We start from the raw sequence: 17,501 nt of genomic DNA, 5'->3' as shown, positions 1-17,501 counted from the left end.
CGGCCGCGCCCGGGGCCGTCAGGGGGCGGGGGTCGGCGACCCCGCCTCCGCGGCCCGGGGGGTGGTGGTCGTGCGGGACCGCCGGTGGGCGATCACCTGGAGGGTGATGAGGGCGAGGCCCAGCGCGGTCCCCGCCAGGACGAACCAGTGCGAGGCGACGGGCGTGCCCAGCACCTTTCCGAACAGGGCGCTCCACTCGGGGGCGACCAGCACCAGCAGGGAGGCCGCGATGTATGCGACCCGTTCAACGATCGCGACGGGCCGCAGGAAGTGGCCCTCCAGGGCAATGGCCGACGTGGCCAGGGCGACGGACCCGGTGACCACGGCCACGACCAGGTCGAGGGTAGGACCGTCCACCTCCATGAGCGCGGAGTAGGCCATGAGCATCGGGATGAGGTAGAGGCCCTTGGCGAACTTCCACGCCGACAGCCCCGAACGCATCGGCGAGGAATTGGCGATGCCGGCCGCGGCAAAGGCTGCGAAGGCGACCGGCGGGGTCACGTTGGAGTCCTGGCTGTACCAGTACACGATCATGTGCGCGACGATGACGGCCAGTCCCAGCTCCTCCAGCGCGGGGACGGCCAGGACGGCCAGGACCACGTAGGAGGCGGTGACCGGCAGGCCGATGCCCATGACGAGTGATGCGATCGCCACCATGAGCAGGGTGAGCAGCAGACTTCCGGCGAACACGGTGACCAGGACGTCGGACAGCACCAGTCCCAGGCCGGTCAGGCCGACCATGCCGACGATGACGCCCGCGACGGCGCAGGCCACCGACACCGCCAGGGTGTTGCGGGCGGACAGGACGAAGACTTCGAGGATGTCCCGCAGGCTCAGCCGGCTCGCGGCCCGCAGCATCGCCACGACGAACAGCGCCCCGCAGGCCCACAGGCCCGCCCGGGTCGGCGTCACGTAGTTCAGCAGCAGGACGACGAGCAGGAGGAGGGGCGCGAGGAAGTGCCAGCCCGCCTTCATGACGGTGCGCATCCGGGGCAGGTCGGAGTCCTTGGCCACGCCGATCGCGTGCTTGCGGGCGAGGATGTCCACGAACAGGAACATCACGCCGAAGTACATGAGGGCGGGGATGATCGCGACCTTGACGATGTCGGCGTAGGGGATGCCGGTGCGCTCGGCCATGATGAACGCGCCCGCGCCCATGATGGGCGGCAGGATCTGCCCGCCGGTGGAGGCCGCGGCCTCCACGCCTGCGGCGTCGTGCTTCTTGTACCCGACCTTCTTCATCAGCGGGATGGTGAACGGACCGGTGCTGACGACGTTGGCGATGGCGCTGCCGGAGACCGAGCCCATGAGGGCGCTGCTGAGCACGGCGCCCTTGGCGGGACCGCCGACCATGCGGCCGGTGAGCACGTAGGCCAGCCCGACGAAGAAGTTGCCGCCGCCGGTCTTGGACAGCAGGGCGCCGAACAGGATGAACACGAAGACAAAGGTGACCACCACGCCCAGGGTCAGGCCGTAGATGCCGTCCCCGAGGTAGGAGTGGGTGGCGATGCGCTGGATGGTGGCGCCGGAGTGGCCGAACTGCCCGGGGATGAGCGGGCCGATCCAGGCGTAGAAGACGAACGCGGCGACCATCACCACCATGATCATGCCGACTGTGCGCCGGGTCGCCTCCAGCAGGACGACGATCGCGACCAGGCCCATGATCCAGTCGAGATCGGTGTAGGCGCCCGCGCGGGAGGCCAGTTCGGCCTGGTACACGATCGGGTAGAAGCTGGCGGCGACGGCCGCGACGATGAGGACGGCGTCCAGGACCAGGGCCGGGATCGAGCGCCCTGCCCGGCCGGGCAGGGGCGGCTTGACCAGCAGGACCAGGACCAGGACGAACAGCAGGTGGATGAGGCGCTGCTGGCGCGCGTCGAACCCGGCCCACAACCCGATGTAGAGCTGGAAGAGGCCGAGCCCGAGAGCCAGGGCCAGGACCACGACGCCGATGACGGACGCGAGGCGGCCGTCGCCCCAGCGCTCGGCGGCCATCCGCTTCCAGACCGGTTCGGCCCCCTCGTCCTCCCCGTCGACGTCGGGGAGCGCGTCGGCGGACGTGCCCGTGTGCTTGCGGCGGCGCTGTTCCGGGGCGTCCTCGCCGGGGGGCGGCGACGCCGTCCCGTCCGGTTCGGACGGGGAGCGGAGGGCGTCCTCTCGTTCCTGGGGAGGTGTTTCGGCCATGGTCATCCTCGGGCTGTTCGTGGGACCGCCGGGGGCGTCGTGGACGGTTCCCGGCGGCGGAGGTCGGATCGGGACCGGGGTGTCAGCACTCCGGTGCGGGGGTGCGGGCGGTCAGCAGGTGCAGGGTGGACAGCCGGACCGGTTCGACGGTCACCCGGTGGGCGGTCAGGCACGGGGAGAGCCGTACCTCGGCGCCGGGTGTGCGTATCCGGTGGTCGACGGTGGGGGCGCCGACCCGCAGGGCCAGCTCGGCGCCGATATCGCGGTTCATCTCCTCGATGACCCACCACTCGCCGTCCGCGCGGCCGTGTCCCTCGCCGGCGATCTGTCCCATGCCGGCGCCGAACTGGCGTATCCGGGTGGCGTCGACAACGAGCCTGCCGTCGCGGACCGCGATGTCCTCCTCGATCGGCAGGTGGTCGATGGAGTGGACGTAGGTGATCGTGAACACCTCCTCCGGGGCCAGGGGCAGGTATCCGATGACCGCCCCCTCGTCGGCGACCCGCAGGGCCGAGTGGGTCGGCCAGAACAGGCCCGCCAGGACGGCGAGGGCGGCCGCGGCGACGGTGGCGGCGAGGGCCGTGCACACGTCGCGGCCGAGCGGTTCGCCCGGGACGGGGGTGGGACGCGGCCTCCTGGCGGTGCCGGGGGCCGCGTCCCGAGCGAGGCTCGTGGTCATCGCCCTACGGACGCAGGTCCTCGGGGACCTCGACGCCGGCCTCCTCGTAGTAGCGCAGGGCTCCGGGGTGCACCGGGACCGGGCTGTTGAGGATGCCCTCGGGGACGAGGTACTCCTCGGCCGGGGCGTACACGTCGAGGACGGCCTGGACGTTCTCGAACATGGCCTTGGTGATCTGGTAGGCCTGCTCCTCGTTGAAGGAGCCGGAGACCACCAGGGCGTTCCACACCGCGATGGTGGGCACGTCCTCGTCGACGCCCGGGTAGGTGCCCGCGTCGATGACGTGCTCGGTGTAGCCGCCGTAACCGCTGACGATCGCGGACCGCTCCTCGTCGCACATCGGGATGATGTGGAGGTCGTCGGTGGTGCCCAGCTCGGTGATCCCGGCGTGTCCCTCGCCGACCACCCAGGAGCCGGCGTCGAGCTGGCCGTTCTGGAGGGCGGTGGAGGTCTCCGCGTAGCCGAGCTGGTCGATCTCGACGTCGGTGCCCGCGATCTCCAGGGACTCGAAGACCTGCTTGGTGGTGGCCTCGTTGCCGCTGCCGACGTCGCCCACGGAGTAGCGGGTGCCGATCACGTCGGAGAAGCACTCCAGGCCCTTGGACTCGGCGATGGAGTCGAGGGTGACCGCGTGGAAGACGTTCGGGTAGAGCACCGCCAGGGAGTAGGTCTCGATCTGGTCGCCCTCGAAGTCGGCGGTGCCGGTGGCGGCCTGGTCGGCCGCGTCGCCCTGGACGATGGCCAGGTGGGCGGAGCCGGAGCCGATGAGGCGGATGTTCTCCACGGAGGCGCCGGTGGCCTCGACCGAGCCCGACTGCCCGTCCAGGTTGTCGCCGATGATGCCGCTCAGCGCGCCGCCGATCGGGTAGTAGACGCCCGCGGTGCCGCCGGTGGCGATGCTGAGCTGGTTCTGGACGGTGCCTTCGCCGAGCCCGACATCGTCACCGCCCCCCGACTCCGCGGGCTGGGTGCAGCCGGTCGTCAGCAGGACTCCGGCGGTCAGGGCGGCCAGGGCCGGAAGGGCGCGTCGCATGGTCAGGGGTCCTCTCGAACTGCGTGCGGGGGTCACTGCGGAGGGGTGGGCCGCGGGGCTCGGGGGCCGCGGGAGGAACGCGGCGCCCGGAGCCCGTGTGGCCCACACCACTCCGCTGCCGAGAAACGTAACCGCGACCCCGCGGAAACCCCCAGGTCGTTCGCGGTCATTTGAGGTTTCTCTGAGGTTTCGCGCGCCTTGCTATCGTTTCGGCATGTCGCGGCCCACCCTCGGCCTCCTGTGGCCCCTCACCGCCGCCCTGCTCGTCCTCGCCGTGGCCGCCCCGCTGCTCACCCGGTCCGAGGCCGCGGAGCCGGCGCTCCTGCGGCTGACCCTGGGGACCGGCGGCAGCGGCGGGGTCTACCACGAGTACGGCGCGGCCCTGGCCGGGATCTCCGCCGACCGGTCCGAGGGCGTGCAGATCACCGCGCTGACCACCGCGGCCAGTGTGGAGAACAACCGGCTGGTGGCCGAGGGCACCGTGGACGCCGCCTTCACCCTGGCCGACGTGGCCGCCCTCGCGGTGGCCGGGGAGCCGCCGTTCGAGGAGCCGCTGCCGATCACCGCCGTCGCCCGCCTCTACGACAACCACACCCACGTGGTGGTGCGGGCGGACTCCCCCTACCAGGACCTGGCCGACCTGGCCGGGAGCGCGGTGTCCGTGGGGGCGCAGGGGTCGGGCACCGAGATGATCGCCGAGAGGCTGCTGGACCTGGTGGGGTTCGGTGAGGGCCGGGACCGGAGCGAGGGCCGGGGCGTGCACCGGGTGCGGCTGTCCATCGAGGCGTCGGCCGCCGCCCTGGAGCGGGGCGACATCGACGCGTTCTTCTGGTCCGGCGGCCTGCCCACCCAGGCCGTGGCCGCGCTGGCCGAGCGCCACCCCGTGCGGCTGCTGGACCTGTCCCGGCACGTGACGGCGCTGAGCGAGGAGTACGGCGCCTACTTCTCCGAGCTGCCGGTCCCGGCGGAGACCTACCCCGGGGTCCCGGCGGTGCGCACCATCGGGGTGCCGAGCCTGCTGGTCGTGAACGCGGCCATGCCCGACGCCGACGCCGAGGCGCTGACCCGGCTGCTGTTCACCTCACGGACGCGGCTCGCCGAGATCCACCCGGTCGCGTTCCACCTGCACCCCCGGTCGGCGATCTCCACCCTGCCGGTGCCCCTGCACCCGGGGGCCGCCGACTACTACCAGGAGGTCAAGTCCGCACACGATCGGGCGCCGGTGGCGTCCGCTCCCCCGCGACCAGCCTGATCCGCGCGTCGATGCCGCGGGGCTCGGCCGGGCTCAGGGAGAGCGCGGCCCCCTGGAGTTCGAGCAGGGTGACGACGATGGACAGCCCCAGCCCGGAGCCGCCCACGCCGCCGTCGCTCCAGAACGGCCGGGTGGCGGCCGCCAGCTGGGCCGGGGGCAGGCCGGGACCGTCGTCGACGACGTGGACGTCCACGTGCCCGGCGCCGTCCGGGCCGGGCCCCGGCTCCAGGACCCGGACGGTGACCCGGACGCCCTCCCCGCCGAACTTCAGGGCGTTGTCGATGAGCGCGTCCAGGGCCTGGTCCAGCGTGCCCTCCACGCACCGGACCCGGACCCCGTCCCCGCCCTCCCGGACCAGGACGGCCCCGGCGCGCTCGGCGATGGGCGCCCACGAGCGGAGCCGGTCGTCGACGACGTCGCCGACCTCCTCCCACACCTCGGTGTGCTCGGCGTCCTCGGTCCTGGCGAGGGTGAGCAGGCTGTCGCAGATGCGGGTGATCCGGTCCACCTCGTCCAGGGCGAGCCGGTGGTCCTGGCGCCCCTCCTCGCCCAGGTGCCGGGAGAGCGCCTCCACCCGCAGCCGCAGCGCGGCCAGCGGGTTGCGGACCTGGTGCCCGGCGTAGGCGACGAACACCCGCTGGGTCTCCAGCATGGTGGTGATGGTGTCGGCCATCCGGTTGAACGACTCCCCCAGGCGGCGCAGCTCGACCGGTCCGGCGGCGGTGCGCACCCGGATGTCGAGGCTGCCCTGGGCGACCGCGCGGGTGGCCTCGTCGAGGTCGTCGATGGGCCGCAGCACCCACCGCGTGAGCGGTCCGGCCGCGGAGATGCCCACGGCCATGAGCACGGCGATCGCCCCGGCGGCCACCACCCACTGGACCAGGGTGGCGCGGCGCAGCGACCCGGTGGGCGAGGCGGTGACGGCCGCGCCGACGATCTCGCCGGAGCGTCCGACGGGTTCGGCGACGATGAGCGGGGTGTCCTGCCAGGGGTAGACCACCGTGTCCGCACCCATCCGGTTGCCCGCGAGGGCGTTGCGGACAGCCTCGGGCGGCGGGTCGCCGGGGTTCAGTCCCGGGTCCATGGCGACGAGGTCGAGCCCGGGCCGGGAGGCGGCGACCACCCGGCCGTCGCGGTCCACGACGACGGCGCCGATGCCGTAGAGGTGGTCGTAGGCGGCCAGCTCCGCCTCCAGCATGCCGCCCGTGCCGTTGACGACCGCGGGTTCGGCGATGCTCGCGAACCGGGCGGTGTCGTTGAGGCGGTCCAGGAGCATGTCGGCGGTGCCCCGGGCGGCGATGCTGCCGCACAGCGGCACGGCCAGGCCCAGGCAGGCGGCGACCAGCAGGGTCACGTAGACGGTGATGACACGGCGGCGCATCGGTCGGCCCCGGTCAGCGGCGCGGCCCGGTCGGCGCGGCCTGTCCGGTGGGCGCGGTCTGTCCGGCGGGCGCGGCGGGCGTGCCGGGCGCGGCGAGCGGCATGCGGTACCCGACCCCGCGCACCGTCTCGATGAGGCCGGGGGTCCCGAGTTTGGAGCGCAGGGTGCCCACGTGCACCTCCAGGGTGCGCAGCGTTCCGGGCCAGGTGGTCCCCCACACGCGCAGCAGCAGGTGTTCGCGGGACAGCACGCTCCCGGCCTCGCGGGCCAGGGCCAGCAGCAGGTCGAACTCCTTGCGGGTGACCTCCACCCGGGCGCCGTCCAGCTCCACCGTGCGCCCGGCCGGGTCGATGCGCAGCGGCCCGGCGGTCAGCGGCCCGTCGGCGGGGCGGCGGGTGCGGCGCAGCACCGCCTCCATGCGGGCGCACAGCTCCTCGATCGCCAAGGGCTTGACCACGTAGTCGTCGGCGCCCGCGCGCAGGCCGCGCACGCGTTCGCGCTGCTGCCCGCGGGCGGTCACCATGATGATCGCCGTGTCCCCGGTGCTGTGGCGCTCGCGCAGCATCCGGCACAGCTCGACGCCGTCCATGTCGGGCAGGCCCAGGTCGAGCAGGACGATGTCGACGGGGTCGGCGGCCAGCGCGCGTTCGGCGGTGCGGACCTGGGTGACGGCGTACCCGTGCGGTTCCAGCGCCCCTGCCAGGGCGTCGGCGAGGCGTACGTCGTCCTCGACGAGCAACACCGTGATCATGCCTCGGGCTCCTCGGGGTGCGGGGGACGGTACCCCCGCACCCTAACCCGCCGGCTGTGTCACGGAACACTCCGGGGCATAGCCGACATCACCCTTCGGGCCTCAGGGCTTGAGGATGCTCGCCTCGGGCACGATCTCGGGGGCGCCGTGCTGGATGGCGTCCGCCTCCTGGTCGGTGTCCTGCTCCTGGGCGGCGCGCTCGGCCTCGATGCCCTTGCGGTAGTACTCGACCTCGCGCTCGGCCTGGTCCTTGTCCCAGCCCAGCAGCGGGGCCATGAGCTCGGCGGCCTCCTCGGCGGCGGCGATGCCCCGGTCCCAGGTCTCGAAGGAGATCCGGGTGCGCCGGTACAGGACGTCCTCCAGGTGGCGGGCGCCCTCGGCGCGGACCGCGTAGACGACCTCGGCGCGCAGGTAGTCGTCGGCCCCGGCGAGCGAACGCCCCAGGTCGGGGTCCTCGCGCACCAGGTCGAGCAGGTCGCGGGCGCAGGTCCCGTAGCGGCGCAGCAGGTGGGAGATGCGCGAGACGTGCAGCCCGACCTCCCGGGCCAGCCGGTGGCGCTGGTTGACCAGGGCGCTGTACCCGGAGGCGCCCACCAGCGGCAGCCTGTCGGTGACCGACCTGGCGATGCCCCCGCCCAGGCCGTGGGCGACGGCGTCCACGGCGTCCTTGGCCATGACCCGGTAGGTGGTGTACTTGCCGCCCGCGATGAGGACCAGGCCGGGCACCGGGTGGGCGACCACGTGCTCGCGGGAGAGCTTGGAGGTCTCCTCCGACTCCCCCGACAGCAGCGGGCGCAGGCCCGCGTAGACGCCCTCGACGTCGTCCCTGGTCAGCGGGGTGCGCAGCACCTGGTTGAGGTGGTCCAGGACGTAGTCGATGTCGGCGCGGCTGGCGGCCGGGTTCTCCTTGTCCAGGTCCCAGGCGGTGTCGGTGGTGCCGACGATCCAGTGGCGGCCCCACGGGATGACGAACAGCACGCTCTTCTCGGTGCGCAGGATCATCCCGGAGGAGGCCTGGATGCGGTCGCGCGGCACCACCAGGTGGACGCCCTTGGAGGCGCGGACGTGGATCTGCCCGCGGCCGCCGACCATCTCCTGGATCTCGTCGGTCCACACCCCGGCGGCGTTGACGACCTGGCGGGCGCGGATGGAGATTTCCTCGCCCTTCTCCAGGTCGGCGGCGCGGGCGCCGACCACGTGCTCGCCCTCGCGCAGGAAGCCGACGGCCTGCACCCGGGAGGCGACGCGCGCGCCGAGCCCGGCGGCGGTGCGCAGCACCGTGGTGACGAACCGGGCGTCGTCCACCTGGCAGTCCCAGTACTGGACGGCCCCGGCGAGCGCGTCGCGCTTGAGCGCCGGGAAGACCCGCAGCGCCCCGCCGCGGGTCAGGTGCCGGTGGGAGGGCAGCCCGCGGTTGTTGCGCGAGGTCATGGCGAGGGTGTCGTACAGGGTGACACCCGCGCCGATGTAGAAGCGTTCCCACTGGTGGGCGAACGGGAAGAGGAACGGCACCGGGCGGACCAGGTGCGGGGCGATCGTGGTGAGCAGCAGGCCGCGTTCGTGCAGGGCCTCCTGGACGAGCTCGAAGTCGAACTGCTCCAGGTAGCGCAGACCGCCGTGGATCAGCTTGCTGGATCTGCTGGAGGTGCCCGACGCGAAGTCGCGCGCCTCGATCAGCCCGGTGGACAGTCCGCGGGAGACGGCGTCCAGGGCGATGCCCGCCCCGACGATGCCGCCGCCGACGACGAGGACGTCGAGTTCCTCGTCGCGCATCGCGGCCAGGTCGGCCTCGCGCCCTTCCGGTCCCAGCCAGGTGGTCGTCATCCCAGTCCCTCCGTCGCGATGGTTCTTCCTCCCCAGCGCATACCCGCCGGAGGGGCCCGCCCACCGGAGCGGCGCCCCCAGGCTAACCGGGCCCGGGGCCGCCGCGCGGAACGCCACGCGTGGCGCCGCCTCACCCGGCGGCGGGGCGGCGGGGCAGCAGCAGGGCGATGAAGGCGACCGCGACGGTGGCGGCCCCGCCGACCAGGGCGGCGGTGCCCAGGCCGCCCCAGGCCCCGGCGACGGCGGCCAGGACGGCCAGGCCCAGGGCGCCGCCGACCTGCTGGACGGTGGAGACGGCGGCGGAGGCCACGCCCTGTTCGCGTTCGCCGACCCCGCTCCCGGCGGCGGTGAACACGGCCGGGTAGACGGTGCCCGCGGTGAGGCCGAGCAGGACCACGACGGGGAGCATCGCCCAGTAGGAGCCGGCGGCCAGGGCCAGGGCGAACGCCGCGGAGGTGAGGCCGACGCCGATCGTCCCGGCGAACAGGGCGGCGCGCACCCCCCAGCGGTCGAGCAGGCGGGGCAGCAGCAGGGCCGAGCCGAGCATGGCGGCCACGCCCTGGGGCAGGAAGCCCAGGCCCGCGAGGAAGGGGTCCAGGCCCAGGGTGACCTGGACGTGGGTGGTGTACACGTAGTGCAGCGTGCCGACGACGCCCATGAGGACGAGGATCAGGCCCATGGCGACCAGGAGGTGGCGGTCGCGCAACAGGGAGGCGGGCAGCAGCGGGCTCGCGGAGCGGCGTTCGACGGGGACGAGGGAGGCCAGGGCCAGCAGGCCCAGCAGCAGGGAGCCGCCGCCGTCGGGTGAGATCCAGCCGGACTCCTGGATGCGGAAGACGCCGAACACCAGCAGGAGCGCGCCCGCGGTGACCAGGGCGGTGCCGGGCAGGTCGAAGCCGCGGGGGTCGGGGCGGTGTCGGTCGGCGGGGAGCAGGCGGGGGGCGAGCAGGGCGACCGCGAGGGAGGGGGCGACCAGGGCCCAGAACACCGAGGGCCAGCCGAAGACACTGGTGAGGATGCCGCCGACCGCGCCCCCGGCCAGGGCGCCGAACGCTCCGGCCGCCCCCCAGACGGCCATCGCCCTGTTGCGTTCGGGTCCGGCGGGGAAGGCGGTGCCGATGAGGGCGAGGGTGGCGGGGAAGAGCGCGGCGGCGCCGACGCCCTGGACGGCGCGGGCGGCGATGAGGACGCCGGCGTGGGCGGCCAGGGCCCCGGCGACGGAGGCCAGCCCCAGCAGCAGGGCGCCCAGCACCAGCATGCGGCGGGCGCCGAGCCGGTCGACGGCGCGGCCGCCCAGCAGGAGCAGTCCGCCGTAGCCCAGGGCGAAGGCGTTGACCACCCAGGGCAGGGCGGCCGCGTCCAGGTCCAGCGCCCGGCCGATCTCGGGGAGGGCGATGTAGACGACGTTGAAGTCGAGCGACAGCGTGAAGTGGGCGACGGCCAGCAGGCCCAGGGCCGCGGCGCCGGCGGCGCGGGGGCGGGTCCCGGTCGCGGGCCGGGGTTCGGCGGAGGTCATGAGGGGTGTCCCTTCCGAAGGGTTTGTTTCAGTACTGGATTGTTCAGCACAGGACCATTGGCCGATAGTTCAGCGCTGGAACTTTCAGGGGGACACTAACCCAGGGATACTCCAGCGCGCAACTGTTCAGCGTGGTAGCATCCCGGCATGAGCACGGAAGGATGCCTGGACACGGGCGAGGAACGGACCTGGGACGCCGCCACACTGGCGTTCCGGCTGCTCGACCAGCAGGTGGAGCGGGACGTGCAGGCGTCCTCCGGCCTCCCCCTCACCTACTACGAGCTCCTGGTGCTGCTCTCCAAGGCGCACCGCCGCTCGCTGCGGATGAGCGAGCTCGCCGAGATCACCCACACCCGCCCCAGCCGCATCTCCCACGCCGTCGGCAAGCTCGCCGAGGGCGGGTACGTCGAACGCGTGCACTGCGAGCACGACCGGCGCAGCTGGTTCGCCAAGCTCACCGACAAGGGCATGGAGACCCTGCGCACCGCGGGCGCCGAACACGTGCGCAGCATGCGCGAGAACATGTTCGACCTGCTCAGCCCGGAGCAGCGGGAACAGCTGCTGGACATCTCCCGCACCCTGCTGTCCCGCCTGGCCCCGGGCGCCGAGGAGCACGCCACCCGGGTCCTCCAGGAGTTCTAGGCCGCGTCGTTCAGCGAGGGGCGGGGGCGGCGGGGACCGCGGCCAGGGTGCCCTCCACCGCCTCCAGGCGGCGGATGAGCCGGTGCACGATGAGCAACGGGATGATCCCGAAGACCCCGAACGAGATGTCCACGAGCTGCCACAGCCACGGGATGCCCCGGATCGGACCGCAGATCAGCGCCAGCGGCACCACCATCACGCAGGCGATCATGCCGAACTGGATCACCCAGATATTGCGCACCGGGTCGCGCCAGGGGCCGATGAACGCCACCGCGATGACCAGGTGCGCGAACGCCAGCCAGTCGGTGCCGTAGAGGACGAACGGCTGCTCCGCCTCGACCGTGTCCAGACCGGTCCGCACCCGCGAGATCCAGTCGGCCAGCCAGGGCGCGGCCTCCGACACCGGCGCGAACGGCCCGGCCAGCAGGGAGTCCAGCAGCCGCAGCTCGGCGGGCAGGGGGAAGGCGGTCACACCGCTCACCACCAGGCCCACGATGAACAGGGAGATCCAGATCCGGATGCGGCGCAGCAGCGCCGGTCTAGTGTCCACACCCGAATTCTTTCGCGGGCGTGCGGGACCCCGTCACCGCCCCCGGCCCAGCGGGGGACCCGCAGGTCAGGCGGACGCGTCGGCGTAGGCGTGGGCGTAGGCCAGGACGTCCGCCACGTACTGCGGGGAGCGGTTGTACGACAGGATCGCCGCCTCCCAGTCCTCCGCGGTGCTCAGGTCGCGGCCGTTCGCGCACAGGTAGCGCCCGGCGGACAGGGCCGCGTCGTCGATCTGGTGCGGGTCGGGGTCGCCGACGCCCGTGGCGGAGGTCCCCCACAGCGCCCAGGTGCCCGGGATGAACTGCATCGGGCCGACCGCCCGGTCCCAGGTGGTGTCGCCGTCCAGCAGGCCGCCGTCGGTGTCGGGGATCGCCCGGGTGTTGTTGGTGCCGTCCAGCGGGATGCCGATGACGTGGACGGTGGTGACGCCGTCCGAGCCGATCTCGCCGCCCGCGTAGGTGCCGTGCCGCGACTCCACGAACCCGATGCCCGCCAGCGTCGGCCAGGACAGGTTGCAGGCGGGCAGCTCCTCGGCCAGCGCCAGCTGCGCCCCGGCGTAGCCCTGGAGCGCCCGCGCCGGGATGGTCGTGGCGCCCGAGACCTGCTCCAGCCAGTCGTCGGCGGCGCGCAGCCCGGTGTCGGGGGTGTGCTGCTCGTCGGCGCCCGCCGAGGCGACCGGGTCCGACTCGGCCCGGTTGACCTCGGCCAGCCCCGGAGGGCCGGTGAGCTCGTCGTGCGGGGGCGTCTCGATGGTGCCGTCCAGCGGGCCCTCGGCCGCCGACGAGGGGGGCTCCCAGTCGGAGAGCGACCGCGAGACCCGGTCGACCGCGAAGAGCACGCCGCCGGTCAGCGCCAGGCACAGCACCAGGGTCACGCAGACGGCGATGAGCGGACCCTTGTTCCGCTTTTCGCTCCTGCCCTTACCGCGGGTACCCCTGCCCAATGCCCACCCCTTTCCTCGGAACATCCCGGAGCCGTCGGGTCGTGTGACACCGACGGCCGGAACATGGTTGCACACCGCTCCCGGTTCCTTCCCGGGTGCACAACGAAAAGCGGGGACGTCCCGGTTCCCCGGCACGCCCCCGCCCCAGCCGTCAGCGGTGCGGGTTGACCACGACCTCGACCCGCTGGAACTCCTTGAGGTCGGTGTAGCCCGAGGTCGCCATGGTGCGGCGCAGCGCGCCCATGAGGTTCATGGAGCCGTCGCTGGTGGACGCCGGGCCGTGCAGGATGGCGGCCAGGTCGCCGATCGTGCCGACCTGCACCCGCTCGCCGCGCGGCAGCTCGCCGTGGTGCGCCTCACTGCCCCAGTGGTAGCCGGCGCCGGGCGCCTCGGTGGCGCGGGCCAGCGGGGAGCCCACCATGACGGCGTCGGCGCCGCAGGCCAGGGCCTTGGCGATGTCGCCGCTGGTGGTCATGCCGCCGTCCGCGATGACGTGCACGTAACGGCCGCCGGACTCGTCGAGGTAGTCGCGGCGGGCGGCGGCGACGTCACCGATGGCGCTGGCCATCGGCACCGCCACGCCCAGCACGGAGCGGGTGGTGTGGCCCGAGCCGCCGCCGAAGCCGACCAGGACGCCCGCGGCGCCGGTGCGCATCAGGTGCAGGGCGGCGGTGTAGGTGGCGCAGCCGCCGACCACGACCGGGACGTCCAGGTCGTAGATGAACTGCTTGAGGTTGAGCGGCTCGGCGCGCCCGGACACGTGCTCGGCGGACACCGTGGTGCCGCGGATCACGAAGATGTCCACACCCGCGTCGACGACCGCCTTGTGGTACTGGGCGGTGCGCTGCGGGGACAGGCGGGCCGCGGTGACCAGGCCCGCGTCGCGGATCTGCTCGATCCGGCGGCCGATCAGCTCCTCCTGGATGGGGGCGGCGTAGATCTCCTGGAGCCGCCTGGTGGCGGCCACGTCGCCCAGCTCGCTGATCTCCGCGAGCAGCGGCGCGGGGTCCTCGTACCGGGTCCACAGGCCTTCGAGGTCGAGCACGCCCAGGCCGCCCTGGCGGCCGATCGCCACGACCGTCTCCGGCGAGGCCACACTGTCCATGGGGCTGGCCAAGAGCGGTGTCTCGAACCGGTAGGCGTCGATCTGCCAGGCGATCGACACCTCCTCCGGGTCGCGCGTGCGCCGAGCCGGCACGATGCCGATCTCGTCGAGCTCGTAGGCCCGGCGCCCGTTCTTGCCCAGCCCGATCTCCACCTGAGCCAACGCTTCGATCCCCTCTGACGTGCTGCCCCGGCCGGGTGCGACCGGTGCGTTCACTACCGCCGAGAGTCTATCGGCCCGGGAGTCGGAGCGGGTCTGACCCGCTCCGTCCCCTTCAGGACAGGGCCTGCTCCAGGTCCTTCCACAGGTCCTCGACGTCCTCGATGCCCGCGCTGACCCGGATCAGGCCCGCGGAGATCCCGGCCCGGGCCAGCCCCTCGGCGTCCAGTTCGCGGTGCGAGGTGGTGGCCGGGTGCAGGACCAGCGTGCGGACGTCGCCCAGCGAGGGGGCGAGCGCGGCCAGCCGGATCCGGGAGGCGAACGAGCGGCCCGCGGCGAGCCCGCCGGCCAGGTCGAAGGCCAGGACCCCGCCGAACCCGCCGTCCAGGATCCGGCGGGCGGTCGCGTGCCCGGGGTCGTCGGGCAGGCCCGGGTAGTGCACCCGGGCGACGGCGGGGTGCGCGGCCAGCCGCCCGGCGAGTTCCAGCGCGTTGGCGCAGTGCCGCTCCACCCGCAGCGCGAGCGTGCTCAGGCCCCGGGCGACGAGCCAGGCGGCGAAGGGGTCCAGGACGGCGCCGAACTCGGCGGTGCGCTCGCGCACCGCCTCCAGGGTCCCGGGGTCGGCGAACACCGCCACGCCCCCCATGGCGTCGGAGTGGCCGCCCATGTACTTGGTCGCCGAGTGGATCACGATGTCGGCCCCGTGCTCGATGGGGCGGCATAGCAGCGGGGTCGCGAAGGTGTTGTCCACGACCGTCGTGGCGCCGACGGCCCGGGCGAGCGCCGTGAGCACCGGCAGGTCGACCACCCGCCCGGTCGGGTTGGCGATGGTCTCCAGCAGCAGTACCCGGGTGTCGGGGCGCAGCGCGGCGCGGACCGCCTCCGGGTCCTCGCCGTCGACCTGCGTGACCTCGACGCCCCAGCGGGTGCGCAGCGCGTCCAGCAGGCCCTGGGTCCCGCCGTACAGCCGGTCCTGGGCGACCACGTGGCCGCCGGTGTCGAGCAGGGCCCAGAGGGTGGCCGTGATCGCGCCCATCCCCGAGGCGGACGCGATCGCCCCCGCCCCGCCTTCGAGGTCGGCCACCGCCTCCTCCAGCGCGTCGACGGTCGGGTTGCCGTAGCGGGCGTACACGTAGGGCGCGCCCGGTCCCCCGAACGCCTCGGCCATGGTGTCGGTGTCGGCGAAGGAGAAGGTGTGCCCCTGGTAGAGGGGCACGCGCAGCGGGGCGCTGCCCCCGGTCGCGGGCACGGGCTGGTGGACGGTTCTCGTGCTGGGATGCGTCATGGGATCCACTCTGGGCGCGCGACTCTTCCGGGGGCAGAGCCAATCCGGGAGAATTGGTCCCATGGGAGATCCAATTCGCGTGAGTGATCTGTCCTTCCTGCTCGGCCGCTGGGCGACCGGTCCCGACCCCCTCTACCTGCTGCTGGCCGCCCGGATCCGCTCCCTGGTCGAGGAGGGCGCGCTCGCCCCGGGCGCCGGGCTGCCCGCCGAACGCTCCCTGGCCGTGCGCCTGAGCGTGGGCCGCGGCACCGTGGTCCGCGCCTACGACCTGCTGCGCGACGAGGGCGCCCTGGTCCGCCGCCAGGGCAGCGGCACCGCCGTGGCCCCGGCCGCCGCGCCGGAACCGGGCGCGGGCGAGGCCGCGCAGTACGGCATGGCGTTCCTGGGCATGTTCGAGCCGCCGCCCGAATCCCTGATGCTGACCTGCGCGGCCCCGGACGCCCCGCCGCCCGCGCTGCGCGCGGCCTACCGGGAGGCGGCCGCGCGGCTGGCCGGGTTCTCCGACGACATCGGCTACCACCCGGCCGGGCTGCCCGAACTCCGCGCGGCCCTGGCCGACCGGTTCACCGCGCGCGGCCTGGCGACCTCCCCCGACGACGTGCTCATCACCAACGGGGCCCAGCAGGCGCTGGACCTGCTGGTGCGCTGCCGGGTCCTGCCCGGTGACACCGTGGTCGCCGAACGGCCCACCTACCCGGGGGCGCTGGCGCTGTTCGGGGAGGCCGGGGCGGCGGTGCGCACGGTGGACGTCGGGCCCGCGGGCACGGACGTCCCCGCCCTGCTGGCCGCGATGGCCGACGGGCCGGCCCTGACCTACCTGGTTCCCTCGTTCCACAACCCGACCGGCGCCGTCATGGACCCGCTGCACCGGCGGCGGGTCGCCGCCGCGGCCGGGGAGCACGGGCTGCTCGTGATCGACGACGAGACCATGGCGGACCTGGGGTTCGAGGGCCCGGTCCCGCCGCCGCTGGCCTCCTACCCCGGCGGGGAGCGGATCGTCACGGTCGGTTCGCTGAGCAAGCTGGCCTGGGGCGGGCTGCGGGTGGGCTGGATCCGCGCCCGGCCGCCGGTGCTGGACCGGCTGCGCCGGGCGAAGGCGCTGTCCGACATGGGCGGGGACGTCGCCTCCCAGCTCGCCGCGGCCGTGCTGCTGCGCGACCCCGAAGCGCTCGTCCGCGACCGCCGGGCGGAGCTGCGGACCAGGCACGACCGGTTGGCGGCCGAGCTGGACCGGCGGCTGCCGGACTGGCGGTACACGCCCGCGGCGGGCGGGCAGACGCTGTGGGTCCGCTTGCCGCACGGCGACGCGGCGTCGTTCGCGCAGGTCGCGCTGCGCCACCGGGTGGCCCTGCTGCCCGGGGAGGCGCTGTGCGCCGGGGGCGGCGGGCGGGCGTGGCTGCGGCTGCCGTTCCTGGCCTCGGAGGAGACCCTGGCCGAGGCGGTGCGGCGGATCGCCGCGGCCTGGGAGCACTACGGCGCGGCCGGGGGCCCGCGGACCGCGCCGCTGCGGGTCATGGCGGTGTGAACACGACGGGCCGCCCGGGATCTCCCGGGCGGCCCGATACGCGGGGTGCCGGCGGTGCGCCGGAGACGGGTGTCAGCGGCCGTTGTAGTTGGGCGCCTCGACGGTCATCTGGATGTCGTGCGGGTGGCTCTCGCGCAGGCCGGCGCTGGTGATGCGCATGAGCTGGCCGCGCTCGCGCAGCTCGTCCAGGGTGCGGGTGCCCGCGTACCACATGGACTGGTGCAGGCCGCCGACCAGCTGGTGGGCCACCGCCTGGAGCGGGCCGCGGAACGGCACCTGGCCCTCGATGCCCTCGGGGATGAGCTTGTCCTCGGAGGAGATGTCGGCCTGGGCGTAGCGGTCCTTGGAGAAGGAGCGGCCGCGCATGGCGCCCAGCGAGCCCATGCCGCGGTAGGCCTTGAACTGCTTGCCGTTGATGAAGATGAGCTCGCCCGGGCTCTCCTCCACGCCGGCCAGCAGGCTGCCGAGCATGACGGTGCTGGCACCGGCGGCGATGGCCTTGGCGATCTCGCCGGAGTACTGGAGGCCGCCGTCGGCGATGAGCGGGACGCCGGCCGGGCCGCAGGCCCTGGCCGCCTCCAGGATGGCGGTGAGCTGCGGGGCGCCCACACCGGCGACGACGCGGGTGGTGCAGATGGAGCCCGGGCCCACGCCGACCTTGACGGCGTCGGCG

Annotated in this window: 15 protein-coding genes; 3 read left to right on the top strand and 12 right to left on the bottom strand. The window is 73.9% G+C overall.

Annotation, left to right across the window (positions count from 1 at the left end):
- Positions 1–18 precede the first annotated feature (18 nt).
- The 3 genes from ACJOT3_RS22700 to ACJOT3_RS22690 form a co-directional block, all read right to left on the bottom strand.
- The gene (locus tag ACJOT3_RS22700) at positions 19–2,184 is read right to left on the bottom strand and encodes a TRAP transporter permease (protein WP_406975108.1); all 2,166 of its coding nucleotides are present in this window, start codon (positions 2,182–2,184) and stop codon (positions 19–21) included.
- An 82-nt stretch (positions 2,185–2,266) separates the two neighbouring features.
- Positions 2,267–2,863 carry a DUF1850 domain-containing protein gene (locus ACJOT3_RS22695; RefSeq protein ID WP_406975107.1) on the bottom strand — a complete coding sequence of 199 codons (597 nt, stop codon included), beginning with the start codon at positions 2,861–2,863 and terminating at the stop codon, positions 2,267–2,269.
- A gap of 4 nt (positions 2,864–2,867) precedes the next feature.
- The gene (locus tag ACJOT3_RS22690; RefSeq protein WP_406975106.1) at positions 2,868–3,896 is read right to left on the bottom strand and encodes a TAXI family TRAP transporter solute-binding subunit; all 1,029 of its coding nucleotides are present in this window, start codon (positions 3,894–3,896) and stop codon (positions 2,868–2,870) included.
- Between the two features lie 214 nt (positions 3,897–4,110).
- Here ACJOT3_RS22690 and ACJOT3_RS22685 point away from each other — a divergent pair, with 214 nt between their 5' ends.
- A complete protein-coding gene (locus tag ACJOT3_RS22685) occupies positions 4,111–5,148 on the top strand; it encodes a TAXI family TRAP transporter solute-binding subunit (protein WP_406975105.1) in 1,038 nt (345 codons plus the stop codon).
- Here the strand turns inward: ACJOT3_RS22685 and ACJOT3_RS22680 are convergent.
- From ACJOT3_RS22680 to ACJOT3_RS22665, 4 genes are all read right to left on the bottom strand, one after another.
- The gene (locus ACJOT3_RS22680; protein ID WP_406975104.1) at positions 5,093–6,529 is read right to left on the bottom strand and encodes a sensor histidine kinase; all 1,437 of its coding nucleotides are present in this window, start codon (positions 6,527–6,529) and stop codon (positions 5,093–5,095) included. The genes ACJOT3_RS22685 and ACJOT3_RS22680 overlap by 56 nt on opposite strands.
- A 13-nt stretch (positions 6,530–6,542) precedes the next feature.
- Positions 6,543–7,280 (bottom strand): response regulator transcription factor, encoded by a 738-nt coding sequence (locus ACJOT3_RS22675; RefSeq protein ID WP_406975103.1) that lies wholly within the window; start codon positions 7,278–7,280, stop codon positions 6,543–6,545.
- Positions 7,281–7,382: 102 nt separating this feature from the next.
- Positions 7,383–9,104 (bottom strand): glycerol-3-phosphate dehydrogenase/oxidase, encoded by a 1,722-nt coding sequence (locus ACJOT3_RS22670; protein ID WP_406975102.1) that lies wholly within the window; start codon positions 9,102–9,104, stop codon positions 7,383–7,385.
- A 130-nt stretch (positions 9,105–9,234) separates the two neighbouring features.
- Positions 9,235–10,620 (bottom strand): MFS transporter, encoded by a 1,386-nt coding sequence (locus ACJOT3_RS22665; RefSeq protein ID WP_406975101.1) that lies wholly within the window; start codon positions 10,618–10,620, stop codon positions 9,235–9,237.
- A 147-nt stretch (positions 10,621–10,767) separates the two neighbouring features.
- Between ACJOT3_RS22665 and ACJOT3_RS22660 the strand changes: the two genes are divergently transcribed.
- Positions 10,768–11,262 carry a MarR family winged helix-turn-helix transcriptional regulator gene (locus tag ACJOT3_RS22660; RefSeq protein ID WP_406975100.1) on the top strand — a complete coding sequence of 165 codons (495 nt, stop codon included), beginning with the start codon at positions 10,768–10,770 and terminating at the stop codon, positions 11,260–11,262.
- A gap of 10 nt (positions 11,263–11,272) precedes the next feature.
- Here ACJOT3_RS22660 and ACJOT3_RS22655 read toward each other — a convergent pair whose 3' ends face one another.
- From ACJOT3_RS22655 to ACJOT3_RS22640, 4 genes are all read right to left on the bottom strand, one after another.
- A complete protein-coding gene (locus ACJOT3_RS22655; RefSeq protein ID WP_406975099.1) occupies positions 11,273–11,812 on the bottom strand; it encodes a hypothetical protein in 540 nt (179 codons plus the stop codon).
- Between the two features lie 66 nt (positions 11,813–11,878).
- Positions 11,879–12,754 (bottom strand): lytic transglycosylase domain-containing protein, encoded by an 876-nt coding sequence (locus ACJOT3_RS22650; protein WP_406975098.1) that lies wholly within the window; start codon positions 12,752–12,754, stop codon positions 11,879–11,881.
- 151 nt (positions 12,755–12,905) lie between these two features.
- Positions 12,906–14,012 (bottom strand): GuaB3 family IMP dehydrogenase-related protein, encoded by a 1,107-nt coding sequence (locus ACJOT3_RS22645; RefSeq protein ID WP_406975109.1) that lies wholly within the window; start codon positions 14,010–14,012, stop codon positions 12,906–12,908.
- A gap of 121 nt (positions 14,013–14,133) precedes the next feature.
- A complete protein-coding gene (locus tag ACJOT3_RS22640) occupies positions 14,134–15,303 on the bottom strand; it encodes a trans-sulfuration enzyme family protein (protein ID WP_406975097.1) in 1,170 nt (389 codons plus the stop codon).
- A gap of 79 nt (positions 15,304–15,382) precedes the next feature.
- Here ACJOT3_RS22640 and ACJOT3_RS22635 point away from each other — a divergent pair, with 79 nt between their 5' ends.
- Positions 15,383–16,828 carry an aminotransferase-like domain-containing protein gene (locus ACJOT3_RS22635; RefSeq protein ID WP_406975096.1) on the top strand — a complete coding sequence of 482 codons (1,446 nt, stop codon included), beginning with the start codon at positions 15,383–15,385 and terminating at the stop codon, positions 16,826–16,828.
- Between the two features lie 72 nt (positions 16,829–16,900).
- Here the strand turns inward: ACJOT3_RS22635 and ACJOT3_RS22630 are convergent.
- Positions 16,901–17,501: IMP dehydrogenase (locus ACJOT3_RS22630; protein ID WP_406975095.1), on the bottom strand; the 601-nt coding region annotated here is incomplete at its 5' end.

This window comes from Nocardiopsis protaetiae, assembly GCF_045446735.1.
In the GTDB taxonomy this organism is placed as follows: Bacteria; Actinomycetota; Actinomycetes; order Streptosporangiales; family Streptosporangiaceae; genus Nocardiopsis; species Nocardiopsis protaetiae.
The sequence above is the reverse complement of the archived record's forward strand: the minus strand, read 5'-3'. Positions and strand labels throughout refer to the sequence as shown.

Bases quoted from the DNA above. Each gene is read 5' to 3' on its own strand.
- ACJOT3_RS22665 (WP_406975101.1), bottom strand. From the start codon at position 10,620: ATGACCTCCGCCGAACCCCGGCCCGCGACCGGGACCCGCCCCCGCGCC.
- ACJOT3_RS22690 (WP_406975106.1), bottom strand. From the start codon at position 3,896: ATGCGACGCGCCCTTCCGGCCCTGGCCGCCCTGACCGCCGGAGTCCTG.
- ACJOT3_RS22670 (WP_406975102.1), bottom strand. From the start codon at position 9,104: ATGACGACCACCTGGCTGGGACCGGAAGGGCGCGAGGCCGACCTGGCC.
- ACJOT3_RS22685 (WP_406975105.1), top strand. From the start codon at position 4,111: ATGTCGCGGCCCACCCTCGGCCTCCTGTGGCCCCTCACCGCCGCCCTG.
- ACJOT3_RS22695 (WP_406975107.1), bottom strand. From the start codon at position 2,863: ATGACCACGAGCCTCGCTCGGGACGCGGCCCCCGGCACCGCCAGGAGG.
- ACJOT3_RS22680 (WP_406975104.1), bottom strand. From the start codon at position 6,529: ATGCGCCGCCGTGTCATCACCGTCTACGTGACCCTGCTGGTCGCCGCC.
- ACJOT3_RS22675 (WP_406975103.1), bottom strand. From the start codon at position 7,280: ATGATCACGGTGTTGCTCGTCGAGGACGACGTACGCCTCGCCGACGCC.
- ACJOT3_RS22660 (WP_406975100.1), top strand. From the start codon at position 10,768: ATGAGCACGGAAGGATGCCTGGACACGGGCGAGGAACGGACCTGGGAC.
- ACJOT3_RS22640 (WP_406975097.1), bottom strand. From the start codon at position 15,303: ATGACGCATCCCAGCACGAGAACCGTCCACCAGCCCGTGCCCGCGACC.
- ACJOT3_RS22700 (WP_406975108.1), bottom strand. From the start codon at position 2,184: ATGGCCGAAACACCTCCCCAGGAACGAGAGGACGCCCTCCGCTCCCCG.